The sequence below is a fragment of the Leucobacter sp. wl10 genome (genome assembly GCF_003569785.1).
Taxonomy (GTDB): domain Bacteria; phylum Actinomycetota; class Actinomycetes; order Actinomycetales; family Microbacteriaceae; genus Leucobacter.
In genome coordinates this window covers 212,103-231,854 of the sequence record NZ_KZ983987.1, presented here as the reverse complement: position 1 = coordinate 231,854, position 19,752 = coordinate 212,103, and the positions used below count along the sequence as shown (strand labels likewise).

Here is a 19,752-nt window from a genome sequence, read left to right as displayed (position 1 = left end):
TCCCGCCGTCACCGCCACATCGGCGGGGACGCCGGAGAAAAACACGCGATGACGACGAGAGCCCTGTGCGCCGCCCTCGCCCCGCGGTCTCAACCGCCCCAGTCGCACCGCTCGAGCGCGAGATCGCCGATGGGGTTCACTCCGGGCCCGGCAGCCAGCGCGTGCCCGATGAGCGCGTGCAGGCACTTGACGCGCGTCGGCATGCCGCCCGCGCTCACCCCCGAGAGCTCGGGTACCTCGCCCACGCTGTCGCGGTCCGCGATGTACGCCCCGTGTGCGCGCGCGTATCGGGCGCGCACCTCCTCGTCCGAGGCCAGCAGTTCGTTGAACTCGTTCATCACCCCGGCCGCCTCGAGCCGCGAGGCAGCCGCGACGGCCTCGGGGTGGCACAGGTAGTAGAAGGTGGGGAACGGAGATCCGTCCGGCAGCCGCGGCGCGGTCGCCACGACCGCCGGGCTGCCGTCCGAGGCCCGGGCCGCGATCCCGACCACGCCGCGGGCCTCTCGGCCGAGTTGCTCGCTCACCGCGGCGATGTCGGCCTCGGTGGGTTCGGTGTACGGCGGGCGGCTCATGGCTGGGGCTCCTCGGTGCCTGTGGCGGGGTCTGCTGCGGGGTCGGTCGGCGCGGTCTGCCCGGGATCCGCCTCGCCCGCGAGCTCCTCCGGCGTCGCGTCGGTGGTCCCGGCACTCAAGAAGGAGGACGCGAGGCTGCGCGCCCAGGTGCTCTCGATGCGGGAGAGCTGGGCGCTCGTCTCCTGCTCGGACTCGACGGGCAGCACGATGTCGTCGATCACGTTGAGCTGGGTCTCGCCCGGCATCACGTAGAACAGGCGGTCGCGGGCCTGGGAGCGCACGTAGACGGGATCCTTCCACTTCGCGCGCTCGGCATCGATCTCGTTGACGGCCTCCTGGTGCTGGCGCACGCTCTCGCGCAGCTCGGCGATCTCGCGCCGCTGCTGCACGTAGGTGGAGAGGGTCGGGCTCAGAATCAGCGCGCCCGCGATCACCAGCACCACGACGAGCACGGTGAAGCCGCTGAAGCGCAGACTCGAGGCCCACGTTCCGAGCGCGGCCTCCCCGGAGGCAGGGCCGTCGGAGGCCCTCTCGCCCCAGCGTCTCACCGCGCGCTCCGTGCGGGACCGGTCAGGCCGCGAATCGCGGGAACGCGCCGCGACCCGCGTACCTCGCCGCGGCGCCGAGCTCCTCCTCGATGCGCAGGAGCTGGTTGTACTTGGCGACGCGCTCGCTGCGGGCGGGCGCTCCGGTCTTGATCTGACCACAGTCGGTCGCCACGGCGAGATCGGCGATCGTCACGTCCTCGGTCTCGCCCGAGCGGTGGGAGAGGATCGCGGTGTAGCCCGACCGCTGCGCCAGCTGCACGGCGTCGAGCGTCTCGGTGAGCGTGCCGATCTGGTTGACCTTCACGAGCAGCGAGTTTCCCGCGCCCCTAGCGATGCCGTCCGCGAGGCGGGCCGGGTTGGTCACGAAGAGGTCGTCGCCCACGAGTTGCACGCGATCGCCCAGCTCGGCGGTGAGCTGCCGCCAGCCCTCCCAGTCGTCCTCGGCGAGCGGATCCTCGATCGAGACCAGCGGGTATCGGGCGAGCAGGTCCGCGTAGTACGCGATCATCTCGGCGGCCGAGCGATCCTGGCCCTCGAACCGGTAGACGCCATTCTCGAAGAACTCGGTCGACGCGACGTCGAGCGCCACGGCCACATCGCGGCCCGGCTCGAGCCCGGCGCGCTCGATCGCCTCGACGATGAGGTCGAGCGCCGCCGAGTTGTGCGGCAGGTCCGGGGCGAAGCCGCCCTCGTCGCCGAGTGCGGTGGCGAGTCCCTGCTCCTTGAGCAGCGCCTTGAGGGCGTGATAGACCTCGACGCCCCAGCGCAGGCCCTCCGAGAAGGTCTCGGCGCCGAGCGGCACCGCCATGAACTCCTGGATGTCGACGCCCGTGTCGGCGTGCGCACCGCCGTTGATGATGTTCATGAGCGGCACGGGCAGAGTGCTCGCACCCGGGCCGCCCAGGTAGCGGTACAGGGGCAGCTCGGCCGAGGCCGCCGCGGCGTGCGCGGTCGCGAGGCTGACGCCGAGGATCGCGTTCGCGCCGATGCGCTGCTTGTTGTCGGTGCCGTCTACCTCCTTGAGCACGGCGTCGACGATGCGCTGGTCATCGGCGGCGAAGCCCTCGACGGCGGGGGCGAGCTCGTCGAACACGGCGTCGACAGCCCTCGTGACTCCCTTGCCGAGATAGCGCTCCTCTCCGTCGCGCAGTTCGTACGCTTCGAAGGCGCCGGTCGAGGCGCCCGAGGGCACCGCGGCGCGGCCCACGGAATCATCGGTCAGGCCGACCTCGACCTCAACGGTCGGGTTGCCGCGCGAATCGAGAATCTCTCGGGCGATCACCGCGTCGATAAATGCCACCATGCGCTCCTTCGGAGTGTTGTTTCGGGATCACGGGCGCTGCGCGCACCGCGACCTAGTTTACGGTGTTCTCCGGGCAACCGCCCGTGCACCCGGTGACCTCACCGATCCGCCACAGCCCGCTCGCCCCGAGATGCCCCTGACGAGGCGCGAGCGCCCCGATTCGCCGAGAACCGGGGATCGAGCACCCCCCGGGAGCTCAGCCGGCGAGCGGGCGCAACTCCAGCGCGTCGACCTCGCGCACCCCGGCGCGCACGTTGGCGAAGCTCGTGAAGCCCTCGTCCGCGACGCGGGCGAGCAGCGCCTTCATGTTCTTCTGCCGCCGCTCCAGGCGCACGCGATGCCCGCGCTCCACGAGCTCGCGCTTGAGCGCCGCCAGGTCCTGGAGCGCCGCGTCGGCGTCGTGCACGAGCGCGACCGCCTCCGGACCCGTCGACTCGGGCAGCGCGATGAGGTCCACCACACGCTCGAAGCCGATCGAGAAGCCGACCGCGGGCACGTCCTGCCCGAGAAAGCGGCCCACCATCCCGTCGTAGCGGCCGCCGCCGCCCACCGAGCTGCCCGATCCCGGGTGCGCCACCTCGAAGATGGTGCCGGTGTAGTAGCCCATGCCGCGCACGAGCGTGGGGTCGAAGCGCACGGCGACGCCCTCGGGCAGGGCGCCGACGAGCGCTTCGCCGAGCGCCGACAGATTCGCGATCCCGTCCGCCGCCGCTCCCGCGGGCAGCACGGCATCGATGCCCTCGCGGGTGAGCGGGATCCCGCCCCCCGCGATCGCGGGCGCCGCCGCGGCGAGCACCGCGCCGAGCCGCTCCGCCGCCGCGCCCTCGATCTCGCGCAGCTCCTCGACCACGCCGTCCGCGCCGATCTTGTCGAGCTTGTCGACGGTGATGAGCGCGCGATCGTGGGTCTCGGCCGGGAAGCCGCAGTGCTCGAGCAGGCCGAAGAGGATGCGCCGGTCGTTGACGCGGATCACGCAGCCGTCGAGCCCCAGCGCCGCGAGCGCGTGCGACGTCGCGGTCACGAGCTCGATCTCCGCGAGCAGGCCCGGCTCGCCGATGACGTCGATGTCGGCCTGCACGAACTGCCGGTAGCGCCCCTTCTGGGGCCGCTCGGCGCGCCAGACCGGCGCGATCTGGAGAGCGCGGAAGACGGGCGGCAGCTCGGCGCGATGGCTCGCGTAGAAGCGGGTGAGCGGCACCGTGAGGTCGAATCGGAGCCCCAGGTCGGCGAGCCGCTCGGCGTCGCCGGCATCGGCGGCCTCCCGCAACTGCTCGGGCCGGATCCCGCGCTTCAGAATGGAGAAGCTGAGCTTCTCGTTGTCGCCGCCGAGGCCGGCGTGGAGGCGGCCGTAGTCCTCGACCACGGGGGTCTCGATCTCGTCGAAGCCGTGCGCGCGGTAGACGTCCCTGACGACGGCGAGCGCGTGCTCGCGGCGGGCCTTGTCTGCGGGGAGGAAGTCGCGCATGCCGCGCGGCGGGTTCACGGGGTTGGCCATGGTCACCCATTCTTCCATGCGCGCGGCGTACTCCGGTCGCGACCCCGCTTCCGTCGGACGCGCGGCGCCTCCGCTTCACCCACGCGCACCGATCCGCCTCGGAGCACCTCCTTCTGCAGAACAACGGGTGCTTTTGGGCAGATCGGTGCTCCCGGGCGACGGGCACGGGCGCGTCGAAGAACTTGTGCCGCGCAAGGAGCACGATGTTCGCTGCTTTTGCAACACGAGAACCGGTGAAGTGCCGGATCCCGCCCCGTCGCGGTGCTGCGCGCGCTGTGGTCGGATCCCGAACCCTGACCCTCCGCGTTCAATGCTCAGTCGTGCATGGCCCGCGCCGCGAGGCGGTCGACCGCGAGCCGCAGCGCGCGATCCGGATCCACGCCCGCGGCGCCCGCCCGCAGCACGAGCGCGAGCATGGCGTCGCCGATCCCGAACTCCGCCAGGCGCTGCTCGTCCGGGCCGGTGATCGCGGCGAGCGGATCCTCCGGCGACCGCTCGGTCACGGCGGGTTCGATGAGTCCGGCGCGCCGCAGCCGGTCCACCACCTTCGCCGCGCGGGCGAGCGACGGCATGCCCGCGGGGATGCCGTCGAGGGGGCTGCGCGAGCCCCGATCCTCCCCCGCCGCGTCCTCTTTGAGACGCTCCCATTCGACGTTCAGCTCCTCGACGGACATGTATCCTCGATCGCCGAAGACGTGCGGGTGGCGCGCGACGAGCTTCTCGTTCAGGGCGTCGGCGACCGCGGCGAGATCGTACGCCTCGCCGTCCCGCTCGGCGAGGGCCGCGTGGAAGAGCACCTGGTACAGCACGTCGCCGAGCTCGGAGCGGACCTCCTCGGCGGGCAGCTCCCGTTCGATCGCGTCGATCAGCTCCGCCGTCTCCTCGACCAGGTAGCGCGTGAGCGACTCGTGGGTCTGCGCTGCGTGCCAGGCGCAGCCGCCGGGCCGCACCATGGTGCGCACCGTCTCGGCGACCCGTGCCAGGGCCGCGCCCCCCGTCGCGGCGGCCGACGGCGCCCCTTCCAGGACGGGATTCTCGGCCTCGTCGCGCACGCTCTCCATACTTCCCAGCCTAACGCCGACAGTTCCGAGATCCTCTCAGAGCCGTCCCGGGCGGGGACCGTAAACTGACCGCACCACCGTCAACGGGAGGGGACGCCTCATGCCCATCGCAACACGCCGCGCTCGACTCGCCGCAACCGTGTTCGTCTCGCTGCTGGCGCTGCCGCTCGCCTCCTGTGCGGGCCTGACGATTCCCGGGCAGCAACCGCCGAGCAGCGGCAGCAGCAGCACCCCCGGGGCGGGCGGCGGCTGCCAGGTGGCCACCGAGGCGATCAACCAGGTCATCGCCGACGCGCAGGCTGGGGTGCCGCAGCTCATCGAGCGCGCGCTGTCCGGGCAGTCGCTCGACGCGGCCGGGATCGTGGACCCCGTGCTGCAGTCGCTCGACGAGGCAGCCAGGAACACGACCGACCCCGCTGTGCTCAAGGCGATCGACGGGGCCCGGGCCGAGTGGGATCAGCTGGCGGCGGACATCCAGGCGCTCAAGGCGCCGGACCTCAGCGGCATCGACCTCGGCAACCTCGGGTCGCTCTCGCAGCTGGGGGGCCTGCAGGAGTACGGCACCCAGCTGTCGGCCCTGTTCACCGAGCGCCTGCCCGCCCTGCAGAAGAGCGGGCAGAAACTGCAGCAGGCCTGCGCGGCCCAGTGAGGGGCGCGGCCGGGCCGCCCGTGCCGTGATCGCCCGCCGCAGGGCCGATCCGCAACGACTCCGGCTCTGCGGCCCGCGGTCGCGGTTTCGAATCTCGCGCCACGGCTCGATAGACTTCCCGGGGCGCCCGGTCGGGCGCCCATCACACAGGGGGAAGGAATCAACTTATGAACTCGACCGTTCGCCGCACCGGAGCGATCCTAGCCGCAGCCGGGCTCGTGTTCGGCCTCGCATCATGCTCGGGCGGGCAGAGCGTCGCCGAGGCGTGCAAGGTCGCGAACTCGACAGTCAATGATGCGACCAGCAAAATGCAGGGCCTCATGAGCGACGCGATGTCCGGCAAGGGCGACATGTCCACCATGTTCGACCCGATCAACGCGGCACTCAAGGAGGCCCAGGGGAAGGTCACCAACGAGGAGGTCTCGACCGCGCTGAAGAAGGTCAGCGACGAGTTCTCGGCGCTCAGCGCCACCATGAAGGACTTCAAGATGCCCGACATGAGCAGCATCGATCCGACCGACCCCGAGGCGATGGCCAAGCTCGACGAGATGCAGACGCAGGCGCAGGAGCTCAGCACGAAGGTGCAGGGTCAGGCCGATTCGCTGACGAAGGCCGGTCAGAACCTGCAGAAGACCTGCAACGCGGGCTGAGCGCCCTTCCCAGCGCAAGGGGACGCGGATCGAGGTCTGGCCGAGCTTCAGGCCCCGATCCTCGTCCCCTTGCGCGATCAGCGAGTGCGCACGGGAGCCGCGTCACGCCGCCGGCGGATCCTCCTCGAGCAGCGTCGCGAGCGCCCGGCCCGTCCAGGCGACGATGTCGCCCTCATCGCCGGTCCGGCGCTGCCCCACGCCCGCAAGCGGACTGCGCGACGACGCGGTGCCGCCCGGCAGCGGGATCTGCAGCGTCCGCGTCGCCTCGGTGTAGCGCGCGCCGGGGTACATGCGGTTCATGCGCATGCGACGCGAGTCGAGCAGCTTGACCGGCTCGACGCGCAGCGCCGGGCCCGCGGCGACGACCTTCGAGAGGCCGAGCTTCGCGGCGCGGCGTCGCAGGGCCGAGACGGCGGCGAGTCGCTGCACCTCGGCCGGCGGCTCACCGTAGCGGTCGGCGAGCTCCTCGAGCACGAGCTCGACGTGGTCCTCAGGCGCCTGCGGGTGCGAGGCGGCCGAGAACTTCTGGTACGCCTCGAGGCGCAGCCGCTCGCTCTCCACGTACTCCTCGGGGATGTGCGCGTCGACCGGCAGCTCGAGCACCAGCTCGACGGGGCCCGTCGACTCCTCTCCCTTGAAGGTGCTGACGGCCTCGCCGATCATGCGCAGGTACAGATCGAAGCCGACGCCGGCGATGTGCCCCGACTGCTCGCCGCCCAGCAGGTTGCCCGCCCCGCGCAACTCGAGGTCCTTGAGCGCCACCTGCATGCCCGAGCCGAGCTCGTTGTTGGTCGCGAGCGTCTCGAGCCGCTCGTGCGCGTGCTCGGTGAGCGGCCTGTCCGGGTCGTAGAGGAAGTAGGCGTAGGCGCGCTCGCGGCTGCGCCCCACGCGACCGCGCAGCTGGTGCAGCTGACTGAGCCCGTACTTGTCGGCCGAGTCGATGATGATCGTGTTGGCGTTGGAGATGTCGAGCCCGGTCTCGATGATGGTGGTCGACACGAGCACGTCGAACCTGCGCTCCCAGAAGTCCTGGACCACCTGCTCCAGCTGGTGCTCCCCCAGCCGGCCGTGCGCGACCGCCACTCGCGCCTCGGGCACGAGCTCGGAGATGCGCGCCGCGACGCGACCGATCGACTGCACGCGGTTGTGCACGAAGAACACCTGCCCCTCGCGCAGCATCTCGCGGCGGATCGCGGCCGTGATCTGCTTGTCGCTGCGCGGCCCGACGAAGGTGAGGATCGGGTGCCGGTCCTCGGGCGGTGTGGCGAGCGTCGACATCTCGCGGATGCCGGTCACCGCCATCTCGAGGGTGCGAGGGATCGGCGTCGCGCTCATCGCGAGGATGTCGACGCCCGTCTTGAGCTTCTTCAGCGCGTCCTTGTGCTCGACGCCGAAGCGCTGCTCCTCGTCGATGATGAGGAGGCCCAGATCCTTGTAGACGATGCTCTCGGAGAGCAGCCTGTGGGTGCCGATGACCACGTCGACCGTGCCCGCGGCGAGACCCTCGGTCGTGTCCCGCGCCTCCCGGTCGCTCTGGAAGCGGCTGAGCGCACGGAGGCGCACCGGGAAGCCCGCGAAGCGGTCCTGGAACGTCTCGAGGTGCTGGTTCACGAGCAGCGTCGTCGGCACCAGCATGGCGACCTGCTTGCCGTCCTGCACCGCCTTGAACGCGGCGCGCACGGCCACCTCGGTCTTGCCGAAGCCCACGTCGCCCGCGATGAGGCGGTCCATGGGGATCGGCCGCTCCATGTCCCGCTTCACCTCGTCGATGGTGGTGAGCTGGTCGAGGGTCTCGGCGTAGGGGAAGGCCTCTTCGAGCTCGTGCTGCCACGGGGTGTCGGGCGAGAAGGCGTGCCCCTTCGATGCGACGCGGGCCGAGTAGAGCTTGACCAGCTCGACCGCGATGTCGCGCACGGCCTTGCGGGCCTTCTTCTTCGCGTTGGCCCAGTCGCTGCCGCCCATCTTCGAGAGCGCGGGGGCCTCACCGCCGACGTAGCGCGACAGCTGGTCGAGCTGGTCGGTGGGCACGTAGAGCTTGTCCCGGGGCATGCCGCGCTTCGTCGAGGCGTACTCGAGCACCAGGTACTCGCGCAGCGCCTTGCCCTTCCCGGCTCCCGTGCCCGCCGAAGGCCCGGTCGGCACCATGCGCTGCGTGAGCTCGACGAACCGCCCGATGCCGTGCGTCTCGTGCACCACGTAGTCGCCGGCCACGAGCTGCAGCGGATCCACCACGTTCCTGCCGCGCCGCTTCGCGAGCTTCTGGCCGCTCGCGGCCTGCGACCCCACCGAACGGCCGAAGAACTCGGCCTCGGTGGCCAGCAGCAGCTCCGCCTCGGCGCTCTCGAAGCCCGACCACGCGGTGCCGACGACGAGGTAGACGACGCCTCTCTCGAGCCGCTCGGGCAGCTCGTCGACCATGCGGGCGGCGGCGCCGGCCTCGGCGAGCACGTCGCGCGCGCGCTCCACGAGCCCCGCTCCCTGCGCCGTGACGATCACGCGCCAGCCCTCGCGCAAACGATCGGAGAAGAGGCGGATCGCGGAGCCCGTCGCGTCGGCACCGCTCGCCGGGCGCGGGAAGCGGGCTCCCGCCACGTCGATGGCGAGCGGGTCGACCGACGGCGCCTCGTCCTCCCCCGCGACGAAGGTCGACACCGTCCACCACGGGCGTCCGCGCGAGGTCGCCCGCAGTTCGGCGATCGACAGCATGCCGCTGTCGTCGGTCGGCACCGGCGCGTCGGCGCCCGCGGTGGCCGCGCTCCAGGCCGCTTCGAGAAACTCGCGGTTGGTCTCGGCCAGGCTCACGGCGCGCCCCGCCACGCGCTCGGGAGAGGCGACCAGCACGGCGCCGCCGTCGGGCAGCAGCGCGGTCAGTGGCCGGAGTCCGGGCACCAGCTGCGGCAGCAGGCTCTCCATGCCCTCGACCGGGATGCCCTGGCTCATCTTCTCGAGCAGCGCAGAGAACTGTGATGAGAACGCGGAGCGTTCCTCCGTTTTCTGCGCCGGGGCCACAGCCCCGGCCAGCGCAGAAGAGTCCCGCAGCAGCTCGCCCGCCCGAGCGCGCACCTCGTCCGTGAGCAGCAGCTCCCGCGCCGGCCACAGCTCCAGCTCGGGCAGCGGATCGCCCGCGCTGCGCTGATCGGAGACCGCGAAGCGCCGGATCTGGTCGACCTCGTCGCCGAAGAAGTCGACCCGGAGCGCCTGCTCCGCCGTGGGCGGGAACACGTCGAGGATCCCGCCGCGAACGGCGAACTCCCCGCGGCGCGTCACCATGTCCACGCGGGTGTAGGCCCGCAGCACCAGCTCGCGCGCGACGGCCTCGAGCCCGAGCTCGCCGCGCGCCTCCGCCTCCTCGCCCGCGACCAGCACGAGCGGCTCGGCGCGCGCCGCGTGCGGCGACACCGGTTGCAGGGCGGCGCGCACCGAGGCCACGAGGATGAGCGGCGCAGATCCGGAGTGCTCGCGCAGCAGCCGCAGGGCCTCGGCGCGGCGCCCGACGGTCTCGGCGCTCGGGCTCAGCCGTTCGTGGGGCAGCGTCTCCCAGGCGGGGAACTCGGCCGTCACGGCCTCCGGCACGAGCGAGGCGAGCGCCGAGCGCAGCGCGTCGGCCTCGCGGCTCGTCGCCGCGATCACCAGCAGGGCGCCCCGATCCCCCGCCTCGCGGCGACGACGCAGCAGCCCCGCGATGAGCGGCGCTCGCAGGCCCTCGGCCACCGAGAACTCGGCGTCGGATCCGCTCGCATCGAGCGCCCCCGCGAACGACGGCGAGGCCTCGAGCAGACGATCGATCCCGCGCAGCGTCACCTGGCGGCCCGCCCGTGAAAACGCTGCTGCGCCGCGAGCAGCCCCTCGTCGACGAGCGACTCCGCCGCGTCGGCGGCGTCCTCGAGCAGCACCGGCAGCGCGCCCCGCTCCCCCGACCCGAAGGGCCGCAGCACGTAGTCCGCCGCGTCCTGCTGCCCGGGCGGGCGACCGATGCCCACCCGCACTCGCAGGAAGTCGGGCGTGCCGAGCGCCTTCGCGATGTCGCGCAGACCGTTGTGACCGCCGTGGCCGCCGCCCTGCTTCAGCCTGAGGGTGTCGAACGGCAGGTCGAGCTCGTCGTGGATCACGACGACGCGGGCGGGCGGCACGTCGAAGTACCTGGCGAGGGCCGAGACGGGGCCGCCCGAGGCGTTCATGTAGCCGTTGGACTTCGCGAGGATCAGCCTCGGCCCGCCCGGGCGCACGCGTCCGTCGGCGATCCGCGCCCCCGTCCTGTGCGACGAGAACCGCGCGCCCATGCGGTCGGCGAGCACGTCGAGCGCCATCTGCCCCACGTTGTGCCGTGTCGCCTCGTACTGCGCCCCGGGGTTGCCCAGGCCGACGACGAGCCAGCTGTCAGCCGCCACGCGATCCTCCGTTTTCCTCCGCTTGCGCCAGAACATCGATCATCCTCGCAGAACGCGAACGGGCCCGTCGAGCAGGTGCTGCTGCGACGGGCCCGAGAATCGCGGTCGACTACTCGGCGGCCGTTTCCTCGGCCGTCTCCTCCGCCTCGTCATCGGCGGCGGCGGCGCGCGGCACCACCACGTGCACGACGAGCTGCTCGGCATCCGTCAGCAGCGTCGCGCCCTTCGGCAGCTCGACGGCGCCGGCGAGGATCTGCGCGCCCTCCTCGAGGCCCTCCACGCTCACCTCGACGTGCTCCGGGATGGCGGTCGCGGGCACGCTGAGGTGCAGCGTGTTGAGCTCTTGCAGCGCGTTGGTGCCCGGGAACGACTCGCCCGCGACGTGCACCGGCACCTCGACGTCGACGGTCTCGCCCTTCTTCACGACGAGCAGGTCGACGTGCTCGATGATCTGGCGCACCGGATCCTTCTGCACGTCCTTGACGAGCACGAGCTGCGGCTTGCCCGCGATGTCGAGCTCGATGAGCGCGTTCGCGTGGCGCACGATGAGGCTCAGCGGGTGGGTCTCGACGGCGATGTGCACGGGGTCGGTGCCGTGGCCGTAGACGACGGCCGGGGTCTGGCCCGTGGCGCGCAGCTTGCGGGCCGCGCCCTTGCCGAAGCTCTCGCGGACGGTGGCGACCAGCTGATTGGTCTCGCTCATGGTGTTCTCTCCTTGCGGGCTCTCGCCCAATGAGGGCGGCCGTGCCGCCAGGATTGGTGTCTCGCACTTGCGTTGCAACGCAGCAAGATGGCCCGCTGAGGCAGTCCGTCCCGCGTCGATCACGGGCGCTGAGCGCCCCTCGCCGAAGTACAGCTCATCATTCTACATGATCGAGCCGTGCGAACCGCCCGCCGCCCGGCACTCGGGCCCGCCCGGCACGCAGGGCCCCGCCTCGACACGACCCCGCCGATCCCGGGTCCTTCGCGGCAGCCCTACCGACGCACCAGGCGCTCGCCCGCCCGGATCGGCACCGGCAGCCGGTTCTCCGGCGTGGGAAGCGGGCACACGAACTGGTCGCTGAACGCGCACGGAGGCAGGAAGGCGCGGTTGAAGTCGATCACGGTGGCGCCCCGATCGTCAGGCAGCGGGGCGACGACGAAGCGGAACCCGTAGCTCTCGGCACCGTTTGTGGCGTCGCCGAACACCACCGTGATCCCGCCGGGGCCCAGCGTGCCGGTCAGCCTCCGCTCGACGCCGTCGAGCTCGAACACCACCGAGCCGGAGGTCTCCCGCGTCGCCACGTATCCATCGACGAGTTCGATCCGCCGCTCCGCGGCCTCGGGGTCGAACCGCGCGCCGAGGCGCCACGCCTCGTGCGGCGCGTACGCCTCGATCCCGCGCAGGCGCGCGCCTCTCGTCCGCGGGGTCGAAGACGCGCAGCGCGATCTTGCCGTCTCGCTCGAAGCGGCGGATCGCGCGCTCCCCGGCCCGCAGCTCGCCGCCCGCCGCCACCACCGCCTCGTCCTCCACGGGCGCGCCGTCGAGCCGCGCGTACTCGCCGGCGGCGAGGCCGGTGCCGACGATGCTCCCGCCGCGCGACCGCCACCTCCCCGTCAGCCCGGGCGCCTCCCGCGGCTCGTCGGTCAACCAGTGCGTGAGCGTCAGCGCCGCCGGGCCGTACGGCGCGGCGACGGCCTCGAACCGCTGCCGCTGCCACTCCCGCCAGTCCGCCTCGAAACCGCCCTCCGCCGGCTCTGCGGCCCGCCGCGCCGTCTCCGCGTTCGTCGCCATCTCCGCCCCCTTCGCTCCCGGTGATCTCCGGCCCCCGCTCGGGCGGCCGCCTCCGAACCTCAACCTATCCTGCTCGCGCGCCGCCGCCCAGGCGTGTTACTCCCGGCTTCGCGCCGGGACGCCACCGGGATCGCGCGGTCTTCGGGCGTCTCGGCGCATCGAGCGGGGCGGGCGCCCTCGGTCGGAGCGGCAGTCGTGCGGGCGCGGTGGCCGGATCAGCTCGCGGCGCGGCCGTGGATCCTGACGGAGAGCGCCTCGGCCGTGCGGCGCACCTCCCGGGCCAGACCAGCGAACCGCTCCTCGGCGACCGCGCCCTCCGCGAAGGTCACCGCGAGCGCCGCCACCGGCCAGCCGCGGTGATCGAGCACGGGCACGCCGATGGACGCCAGCCCGGTCGTCACCGAGCCCAGCTCCAGCGCGAAGCCCCGCGTCCGGGTCTCGTCGAGCACCGCGCGCAGCCGCGAGTACCGATCGATGCCGTCGGCGCCGTCGGCGTGACGGTGCACGAACGAGCCGCGATCCGGAAACAGCGCGCGCACCTGCGCCTTCGGCAGCGCGGCGAGGATCGCCCGCCCGCTCGCCGTGAGCTGCATCGGCAGCCGCACGTCCACGTCGGTGACCAGGTGGGGCGAGCCGGGCGCGCGCTCCTCGATGACGTACAGCACGTCCCGGCCGTGCGGCACCGCGAGGTGGCAGCTCTGGCGCACCCGGTCGACCAGCGCCGTCACGAGCGGGCGGCCGATGCGCGCGAGCGGCTCCTGCCGCGCGTAGGCCGAGCTCAGCTCGACGGCGGCGATGCCGAGGCCGTACCGCTTCTCCTCCGGCAGGTGCATCACGAAGCCGTGCTGCTGCAGCGCGGCGAGCAGCTGGTAGACGGTGGATCGCGGCAGCTCGAGCCGGCTCGCGATCATGCTGGCCGCCATCGGGCCGCGGGATCCGGCCAGCAGGCTCAGAATCCGCAGCGTCTGATCGGCCGCCGGAACCTTCGGTGCGCTCACGCTCGCAGCCTACCCGCTCCGGACGCCACCTCCCTCTCTCTCATCCCCTCTGGCCCCTTGCGAGAGTAGAGTTTCCCGGTCGATCCCGCGAAAACAGCCGGGAAACTCCACTCTCGCGGGCATGCGGGTCGAGCAGGCTCGGGATCGCCCGGCCCGGGATCGCCTCCACTCATGCGAGCGGGACGCCGACCGCGCGCTCCGCCTCGGCGAGCACGGCCCCGCTCGCCACGAAGTCGTGGGCCGCCGCGATGGCCGGTGAGAGGAACGAGTCGGTGTCGGGTTCCGAGACGCGCGTGCGGAACAGCGCGTGCACCGCCGCCGTGGCCGGCGCGGGCGCTCCCTCGCCCGCCGCCGCGCGGAAGTCGAGAGCACGCGTCGAGGCGAGCAGCTCGATGCCCAGCACGCGGGTCAGCCCGTCGATCGCGCGGCGCAGCTTGCGCCCGGCGGCCCATCCCATCGACACGTGGTCCTCCTGCATGGCCGACGACGGGATCGAGTCGACCGAGGCGGGCGCCGCGAGGCGCTTGAGCTCGGATACGATGCCCGCCGCCGTGTACTGCGCGATCATGAGGCCGGAGTCGAGGCCGGCGTCGGCCGCGAGGAACGGCGGCAGGCCGTGGTTGCGCGCCACGTCGAGGAAGCGGTCGGTGCGCCGCTCGCTGATCGAGGCGAGGTCGGCGACCGCGATGGCGAGGAAGTCGAGCACGTAGGCGACCGGGGCGCCGTGGAAGTTGCCGTTCGACTCGACCCGGCCGTCGAGGGTGACGACGGGGTTGTCGATCGCGGAGCGCAGCTCGATCGCGGCGACGCGGGCCGCGTGGTCGGCGGTGTCGCGGGCCGCGCCGTGCACCTGCGGGGCGCAGCGCAGCGAGTACGCGTCCTGCACGCGCGTGAACTCGCCCTCGCGCGGGCGCTGGATCAGGCCCGAGCCGTCGAGCACGCTGCGCATGTTGGCCGCGGCGGCGGCCTGGCCCGGGTGCGGGCGCAGCGCCTGCAGGTCGTCGGCGAACACGGCGTCGGTCCCGGTGAGCGCCTCGACGCTCGCGGCGGCCGCGACGTCGGCGACGCTCAGCAGGTCCGTGAGGTCGTGGAGCGCGAGGCAGAGCATGCCGAGCATGCCGTCGGTGCCGTTGATGAGGGCGAGCCCCTCCTTCTCGGCCAGCACGAGGGGCTCGATGCCCGCCTCGGCGAGCGCCTCGGCGGCGGGCACCGGCGCGGCGTGCGGATCCCGATCCACCCGCACCTCGCCCTCGCCCATCAGCGTGAGCGCGCAGTGCGCGAGGGGGCTGAGGTCGCCCGAGCAGCCGAGCGAGCCGTACTCGTGCACCACCGGGGTGACGCCGGCGTTGAGGATCGCGGCGTAGGTCTCGACCACGGCGGGGCGCACGCCCGTGCGACCGCTCGCGAGAGTGTTCAGTCGCAGCAGCATCAGCGCGCGCACCACCTCGCACTCCACCTCGGGGCCGGCGCCCGCCGCATGGGAGCGGATGAGGCTGCGCTGCAGCTGCTGGCGCTTCGGTGCCGGGATCTGCACCTTGGCGAGGGCGCCGAAGCCCGTGGAGACCCCGTAGTGGGGTCGGCTGTCGTTCGCGAGCTCTGAGATGATCCGCGAGCTCGCCGCGACGCGCTGGAGCGCCTCGGCCGCAAGTTCGACGGTCGCGCCGCCGCGGGCGACGGCGACGACGTCGGCGATGGTCAGCGGGGCGGCACCGATCACGACGGCGGGGGCGGGGGAAGGAGAACTGCTCATGTCCTCGATTTCATCCGAAGCCGACGCTCGGGGCGATACGCTCACCGCCCCCATTGTCCGGAATACCGGACTCCTACACGAGGGCTCCGGCTTTTCCGCCGTTTCTGGAATCCCGAACCGGTACTCTGCTGAACCGCGCTCCTCGTCTGGTGCGCGGTCGGGGGGCGCAGGCCGCACCAGCTGGTCGATCACACCGAGCCGATCCGCGTCGTCGCCGACGACCGGGCGCGGTGATCCGATCCGCCGCGGCGACCCGTCCGGGATCCCGCACAACGACCCCACGAGCACTGGCAGGGCGAGGCGGGCTCTTGATACCGTCGCAGGTATGAGCGCTGAAGCCGCATCCCCGCCCCTGTCGCACGACCCGGCCTGGCCGCGCACGGGCGGCTGGCCGGCGCCTGACGCGACGGAGCCCGCCGCGGACCTCGCGATCATCGGGGTGCCGACGTCGCGCACCTCGCTGTCGCCGTCGAACGCCCACGAGACCCCGGCCGCGGTGCGCGCGGCGCTGCGGCGCTACTCCTCGCACCTGGTCGCCCTCGGCAACCCGGGCAGTCGCGGCGGCGAGGCCGAGCTGGTGCTCGACGAGGCCCTGCGCATCGTCGACGCGGGCGATGTCGAGGAGCCCGACTCGGACGACGGCGAGGCCGGCGCCACCGCGCGGATCGCGGAGCTCGCCGCCCGCACCGGGCTCGTCGTCGCGCTCGGCGGCGACAACGCGCTCACGGTGCCCGCCGCGCTCGGCGTGGCGGGCACGTCGCTCGGCACCGCGGGGCTCATCACCCTCGACGCTCACCACGACCTGCGGGACGGCCGCAGCAACGGCTCGCCCGTGCGGCGGCTCGTGGAGGCCGGCCTCAATCCCCACCGCATCGTGCAGATCGGCATCGCGGACTTCGCCAACTCGCGCGCGTACCGGCGGCGCGCCCGGGAGCTCGGCATCACCGTGATCCACCGCGACGAGCTGCACGATCGGCCGCTGCGCGAGGTGGTCGACGAGGCGCTGCACGTCGCGGGCGCCGGCGGCGGGCCGATCCACGTCGACCTCGACGTCGACGTCTGCGACCGCTCGGTCGCGCCCGGCTGCCCGGCCTCGATCCCGGGCGGACTCGAGGCGCACGAGCTGCGCCGCATCACCCGGCTGCTGGTCGCCGATCCGCGCGTGCGCGGCGTCGACATCGCCGAGGTGGACGCCGCGGCCGATGCCGCCGACGGCCGCACGGTGCGTCTGGCCGCGCTCCTCGTGCTCGAGGCCGCCGCGGGCGTCGCCCAGCGCCTCGGCCGCTGATCCGCCGGCCGGCGACCCCGCCGCCGCCGCCGCAGCCGATCGAGGTGCGCCTTTTCGGGGTCCGAACCGAGAGCAGGCCCCCGAAAGGCGCACCCGGATCGGTGCGGCAGGATCCCTCAGCGAGCGAGCGCCCAGTCGACGGGGTCGGCGCCCTGCGCCCGCAGCGCCTCGTTCGCGCGGCTGAAGGGGCGCGAGCCGAAGAAGCCGCGCGACGCCGACAGCGGCGAGGGGTGGGGGCTCTCGATGCGCGGCGTCGAACCGAGCATCGGACCGAGGGAGCGCGCGTCGCTGCCCCACAGAACGGCGACGAGCGGGCCTCCGCGCGCCACGAGGGCGCGGATCGCGTGCTCGGTGAACGCCTCCCACCCCTCGCCGCGGTGCGAGGCGGGCGCTCCGGCCCGCACCGTGAGCACGCGGTTGAGCAGCATGACACCGTGGTCGGCCCACGCGGTGAGGTCGCCGTGCGGGGCGGGCGGGATCCCGAGGTCGTCCTGCAGCTCGCGATAGATGTTCTGCAGGCTGCGCGGGATCGGCCGCACCTCGGGCGCGGTCGCGAACGAGAGCCCGATCGGGTGCCCCGGAGTCGGATACGGATCCTGCCCCACGATGAGCACCCGCACGTCGGCGAGCGGCCGCTGGAAGGCCGCGAGGATCCGGTCGCCGGCCGGCAGCACCCGACGGCCCGCCTGCCGCTCCGCGTTGAGGAAGCGGCCCAGCTCCGCCAGGCGATCCCCCATCGGTTCGAGCACCGCGGCCCAGTCCGCCGCGATGTACCCGTTCTCCGCCATCTCCCCCAAGGTCATCGCCAAGATCCCGCTCCGTCCATCGACCTCGTGCGCATCCGCGCTCACTCCGCTTTCGGCGCCAGCGGTCCGCGGTGCGTGTGGGACACGCTCGACTGAGCCACGGGGCGCAGCACGATGAGGTCCTGGTTCACGTGCGGCGGCTGCTCGAAGGCCCCCACCAGCACCCGCGCCACGTCCTCCGCCCGCAGCGGAATGACGTCGGCGTAGGGCTTCGCCGCGGCGGCCGCGTCGCCTCGCAGACGGTTGAGCGTGAACTCCTCGGTGCGGACGAGGCCGGGGGCGAGCTCCATGACCCGGATCGGCTCGCCCGCGAGCTCCAGCCGCAGCACGCCCGTCACCGCGTGCGCCGCGTACTTCGCGGCGTTGTAGCCGCCGCCCCCGGCGTACACGTCGAGCCCGGCGGTCGATGTGAGGTTGAGGATCGACGCCCACCCCGTGCGCCGGGCGCCCTCGCGCAGCACCGGCAGCATCGCCGCCGTCACGGCCCGCAGGCCCAGCACGTTGACCTCGAACATGCTCCGCCAGTCGTCGTTCGACGAGTGCTCCACCGACTCCGTGCCGATCGCCCCGCCCGCGTTGTTCACGAGTCCCGTGGCGCCGCCGGTCGCGGCCACCTCGGCGGCGAGGCGCGACACCTGCTCCTCGTCGGTCACGTCGCAGACGACGGCGTGCGCCCCCGTCTCCTCCGCGAGCGCGCGCAGCCGATCCCCGCGCCGCGCGACGGCGACGGTCTCCCAGCCGAGCTCGACGAACCGCCGCACCGACGCGGCTCCGATCCCGGAGCTCGCGCCCGTCACCACCACGCGCTTCAGCATCTTCGACTCCCTCCGTCGGCGCAGATCCCGTTCGACCCCGATCCTATCGCCGCCTCGCCCCCCGCCAGGTTACGCACCGTGTCTGATCCCGTTGTCGTTCCCAGGCGGGCTTCGTAGTCTCTTCACCAGCGCGACCACGCGCCCCGCCGCCCCGTCCACTCATCGAGGAGCATCCATGACCGACCAGACCGCCTGGGGTTTCGAGACCAAGCAGATCCACGCGGGCCAGCAGCCCGATCCCGCCACCGGCGCCCGAGCGCTGCCGATCCACCAGACCACCGCGTTCGTCTTCGACAGCACCGAGCAGGCGGCCGACCGCTTCGCGCTCGCCGAGCTGGGTCCCATCTACACCCGCATCACCAACCCCACGCAGGATGTCGCCGAGCAGCGCATCGCCGCGCTCGAGGGCGGAACGGCGGCGCTGCTGCTCGCGAGCGGCCAGGCGGCATCGACCTTCGCGGTGCTCAACATCGCCAACTCCGGAGACCACATCGTCTCCTCGAGCTCCATCTACGGCGGAACCTACAACCTGTTCAAGTACTCGCTCGCCAAGCTGGGCATCGAGGTGACCTTCGTCGAGGATCAGGACGACCCGGCCGCGTGGCAGCGCGCAGTGCGCCCCAACACCAAGCTCTTCTTCGCCGAGTCGATCGCCAACCCGCGCTCCAACGTGCTCGACATCCGCGCGGTCGCCGACGTCGCCCACGAGAACGGCCTGCCGCTCATCATCGACAACACGGTCGCGAGCCCCTACCTGGTGCGCCCCCTCGAGCACGGCGCCGACATCGTGCTGCACTCGGCCACGAAGTTCCTCGGCGGGCACGGCACGACCCTCGGCGGCGTGATCGTCGACGGCGGCACGTTCGAGTGGTCGAAGCACGTCGACAGGTTCCCGGGCCTGACCGAGCCGGATCCCTCGTACAACGGCGTCAGCTACACCGGGGCCGTCGGCGACGCGATCGCCTACATCATCAAGGCGCGCGTGCAGCTGCTGCGGGACCTCGGCTCGGCGATCGCCCCGAACAGCGCCTGGCTGCTGCTGCAGGGCATCGAGACGCTGTCGCTGCGCATCGAACGCCACGTGGAGAACGCCCAGGAGGTCGCCGAGTGGCTCGACGCCCAGGAGGACGTCGCCACGGTCTACTACTCGGGCCTGCCCACCTCGCCCTGGTACGCGACCGCGAACCGGTACGCGCCGAAGGGCGTGGGCGCCGTGCTGTCGTTCGAGCTGAAGGGCGGCGTCGAGGCCGGCAAGGCCTTCGTCAACGCCGTCGAGCTGTTCAGCCACGTCGCCAACATCGGCGACGTGCGCTCGCTGATCATCCACCCGGCATCGACCACCCACTCGCAGCTCACGCCCGAGCAGCAGCTCACGGCGGGCGTCACGCCCGGCCTGGTGCGCCTCTCGGTCGGCCTCGAGCACATCGCCGACATCAAGGCCGATCTCGAGCGGGGCTTCGCGGCGGCGCGCGCGATCGTGGCGCAGCAGAACGCGAACGCGTAGCCGCCCCGTTTCCGGCCCGTAATCGGTGTGCGCCGTTCGGGCGCTCAGGCCTTCCACGAGCGCCCGAACGGCGCACCTGCTTTGCGGCCGGGCCGGATCCCGCGAGCCCGGCTCCGACCCGTAACATTCACGCGGGCCGCGCCGGAGACGG

17 protein-coding genes are annotated in these 19,752 nt (G+C 72.7%); 4 read left to right on the top strand and 13 right to left on the bottom strand.

Features of this window, described 5'->3' with window-relative positions; all coding sequences use genetic code 11:
• Positions 1–89: 89 nt before the first annotated feature.
• The 5 genes from D1J51_RS01110 to D1J51_RS01090 form a co-directional block, all read right to left on the bottom strand.
• Positions 90–572, bottom strand: coding sequence for a DUF501 domain-containing protein (locus D1J51_RS01110; RefSeq protein WP_119073326.1), 483 nt, complete (start codon positions 570–572; stop codon positions 90–92).
• Positions 569–1,120 (bottom strand): FtsB family cell division protein, encoded by a 552-nt coding sequence (locus D1J51_RS01105; protein WP_119073325.1) that lies wholly within the window; start codon positions 1,118–1,120, stop codon positions 569–571. The genes D1J51_RS01110 and D1J51_RS01105 overlap by 4 nt, the downstream gene beginning before the upstream one ends.
• Before the next feature lie 22 nt (positions 1,121–1,142).
• Positions 1,143–2,420, bottom strand: a complete 1,278-nt coding sequence (eno, locus tag D1J51_RS01100; protein WP_205547614.1) for a phosphopyruvate hydratase — start codon at positions 2,418–2,420, stop codon at positions 1,143–1,145.
• A gap of 199 nt (positions 2,421–2,619) precedes the next feature.
• Entirely contained in the window at positions 2,620–3,918 is a 1,299-nt protein-coding gene (gene hisS / locus D1J51_RS01095) for a histidine--tRNA ligase (protein WP_119073323.1), read from the bottom strand.
• 314 nt (positions 3,919–4,232) lie between these two features.
• Positions 4,233–4,979: a MazG nucleotide pyrophosphohydrolase domain-containing protein gene (locus D1J51_RS01090; protein WP_119073322.1), complete on the bottom strand. Its 747-nt coding sequence runs from the start codon at positions 4,977–4,979 to the stop codon at positions 4,233–4,235.
• Positions 4,980–5,079: 100 nt separating this feature from the next.
• Between D1J51_RS01090 and D1J51_RS01085 the strand changes: the two genes are divergently transcribed.
• Both D1J51_RS01085 and D1J51_RS01080 read left to right on the top strand, forming a co-directional pair.
• A complete protein-coding gene (locus D1J51_RS01085) occupies positions 5,080–5,628 on the top strand; it encodes a hypothetical protein (protein WP_119073321.1) in 549 nt (182 codons plus the stop codon).
• 167 nt (positions 5,629–5,795) lie between these two features.
• A complete protein-coding gene (locus D1J51_RS01080; protein WP_119073320.1) occupies positions 5,796–6,278 on the top strand; it encodes a hypothetical protein in 483 nt (160 codons plus the stop codon).
• Between the two features lie 102 nt (positions 6,279–6,380).
• Here D1J51_RS01080 and mfd read toward each other — a convergent pair whose 3' ends face one another.
• The 6 genes from mfd to hutH all read right to left on the bottom strand — a co-directional run bounded on the left by mfd (position 6,381) and on the right by hutH (position 15,188).
• Positions 6,381–10,079, bottom strand: coding sequence for a transcription-repair coupling factor (gene mfd, locus D1J51_RS01075; protein ID WP_119073319.1), 3,699 nt, complete (start codon positions 10,077–10,079; stop codon positions 6,381–6,383).
• Positions 10,076–10,702 (bottom strand): aminoacyl-tRNA hydrolase, encoded by a 627-nt coding sequence (gene pth, locus D1J51_RS01070; protein WP_119073318.1) that lies wholly within the window; start codon positions 10,700–10,702, stop codon positions 10,076–10,078. The genes mfd and pth overlap by 4 nt, the downstream gene beginning before the upstream one ends.
• A gap of 73 nt (positions 10,703–10,775) precedes the next feature.
• The gene (locus tag D1J51_RS01065) at positions 10,776–11,369 is read right to left on the bottom strand and encodes a 50S ribosomal protein L25/general stress protein Ctc (protein ID WP_119073317.1); all 594 of its coding nucleotides are present in this window, start codon (positions 11,367–11,369) and stop codon (positions 10,776–10,778) included.
• A gap of 272 nt (positions 11,370–11,641) precedes the next feature.
• The gene (locus D1J51_RS01060; RefSeq protein WP_240422777.1) at positions 11,642–12,043 is read right to left on the bottom strand and encodes a DUF1684 domain-containing protein; all 402 of its coding nucleotides are present in this window, start codon (positions 12,041–12,043) and stop codon (positions 11,642–11,644) included.
• Positions 12,044–12,655: 612 nt separating this feature from the next.
• Positions 12,656–13,438: an IclR family transcriptional regulator gene (locus tag D1J51_RS01055; protein ID WP_119073315.1), complete on the bottom strand. Its 783-nt coding sequence runs from the start codon at positions 13,436–13,438 to the stop codon at positions 12,656–12,658.
• A 169-nt stretch (positions 13,439–13,607) separates the two neighbouring features.
• Complete coding sequence (gene hutH / locus D1J51_RS01050) at positions 13,608–15,188, bottom strand: histidine ammonia-lyase (RefSeq protein WP_119073314.1); 1,581 nt, start codon at positions 15,186–15,188, stop codon at positions 13,608–13,610.
• 325 nt (positions 15,189–15,513) lie between these two features.
• Between hutH and D1J51_RS01045 the strand changes: the two genes are divergently transcribed.
• Positions 15,514–16,476 carry an arginase family protein gene (locus D1J51_RS01045; RefSeq protein ID WP_119073313.1) on the top strand — a complete coding sequence of 321 codons (963 nt, stop codon included), beginning with the start codon at positions 15,514–15,516 and terminating at the stop codon, positions 16,474–16,476.
• Positions 16,477–16,592: 116 nt separating this feature from the next.
• On the opposite strand, the gene D1J51_RS01040 is transcribed toward D1J51_RS01045, so the two are convergent.
• Positions 16,593–17,285, bottom strand: a complete 693-nt coding sequence (locus D1J51_RS01040; RefSeq protein WP_119073545.1) for a uracil-DNA glycosylase — start codon at positions 17,283–17,285, stop codon at positions 16,593–16,595.
• Positions 17,286–17,323: 38 nt separating this feature from the next.
• A complete protein-coding gene (locus D1J51_RS01035) occupies positions 17,324–18,097 on the bottom strand; it encodes an SDR family oxidoreductase (RefSeq protein ID WP_205547611.1) in 774 nt (257 codons plus the stop codon).
• Between the two features lie 175 nt (positions 18,098–18,272).
• On the opposite strand from D1J51_RS01035, the gene D1J51_RS01030 reads away from it, so the two are divergent.
• Entirely contained in the window at positions 18,273–19,601 is a 1,329-nt protein-coding gene (locus D1J51_RS01030; protein WP_119073312.1) for a bifunctional o-acetylhomoserine/o-acetylserine sulfhydrylase, read from the top strand.
• Positions 19,602–19,752 lie beyond the last annotated feature (151 nt).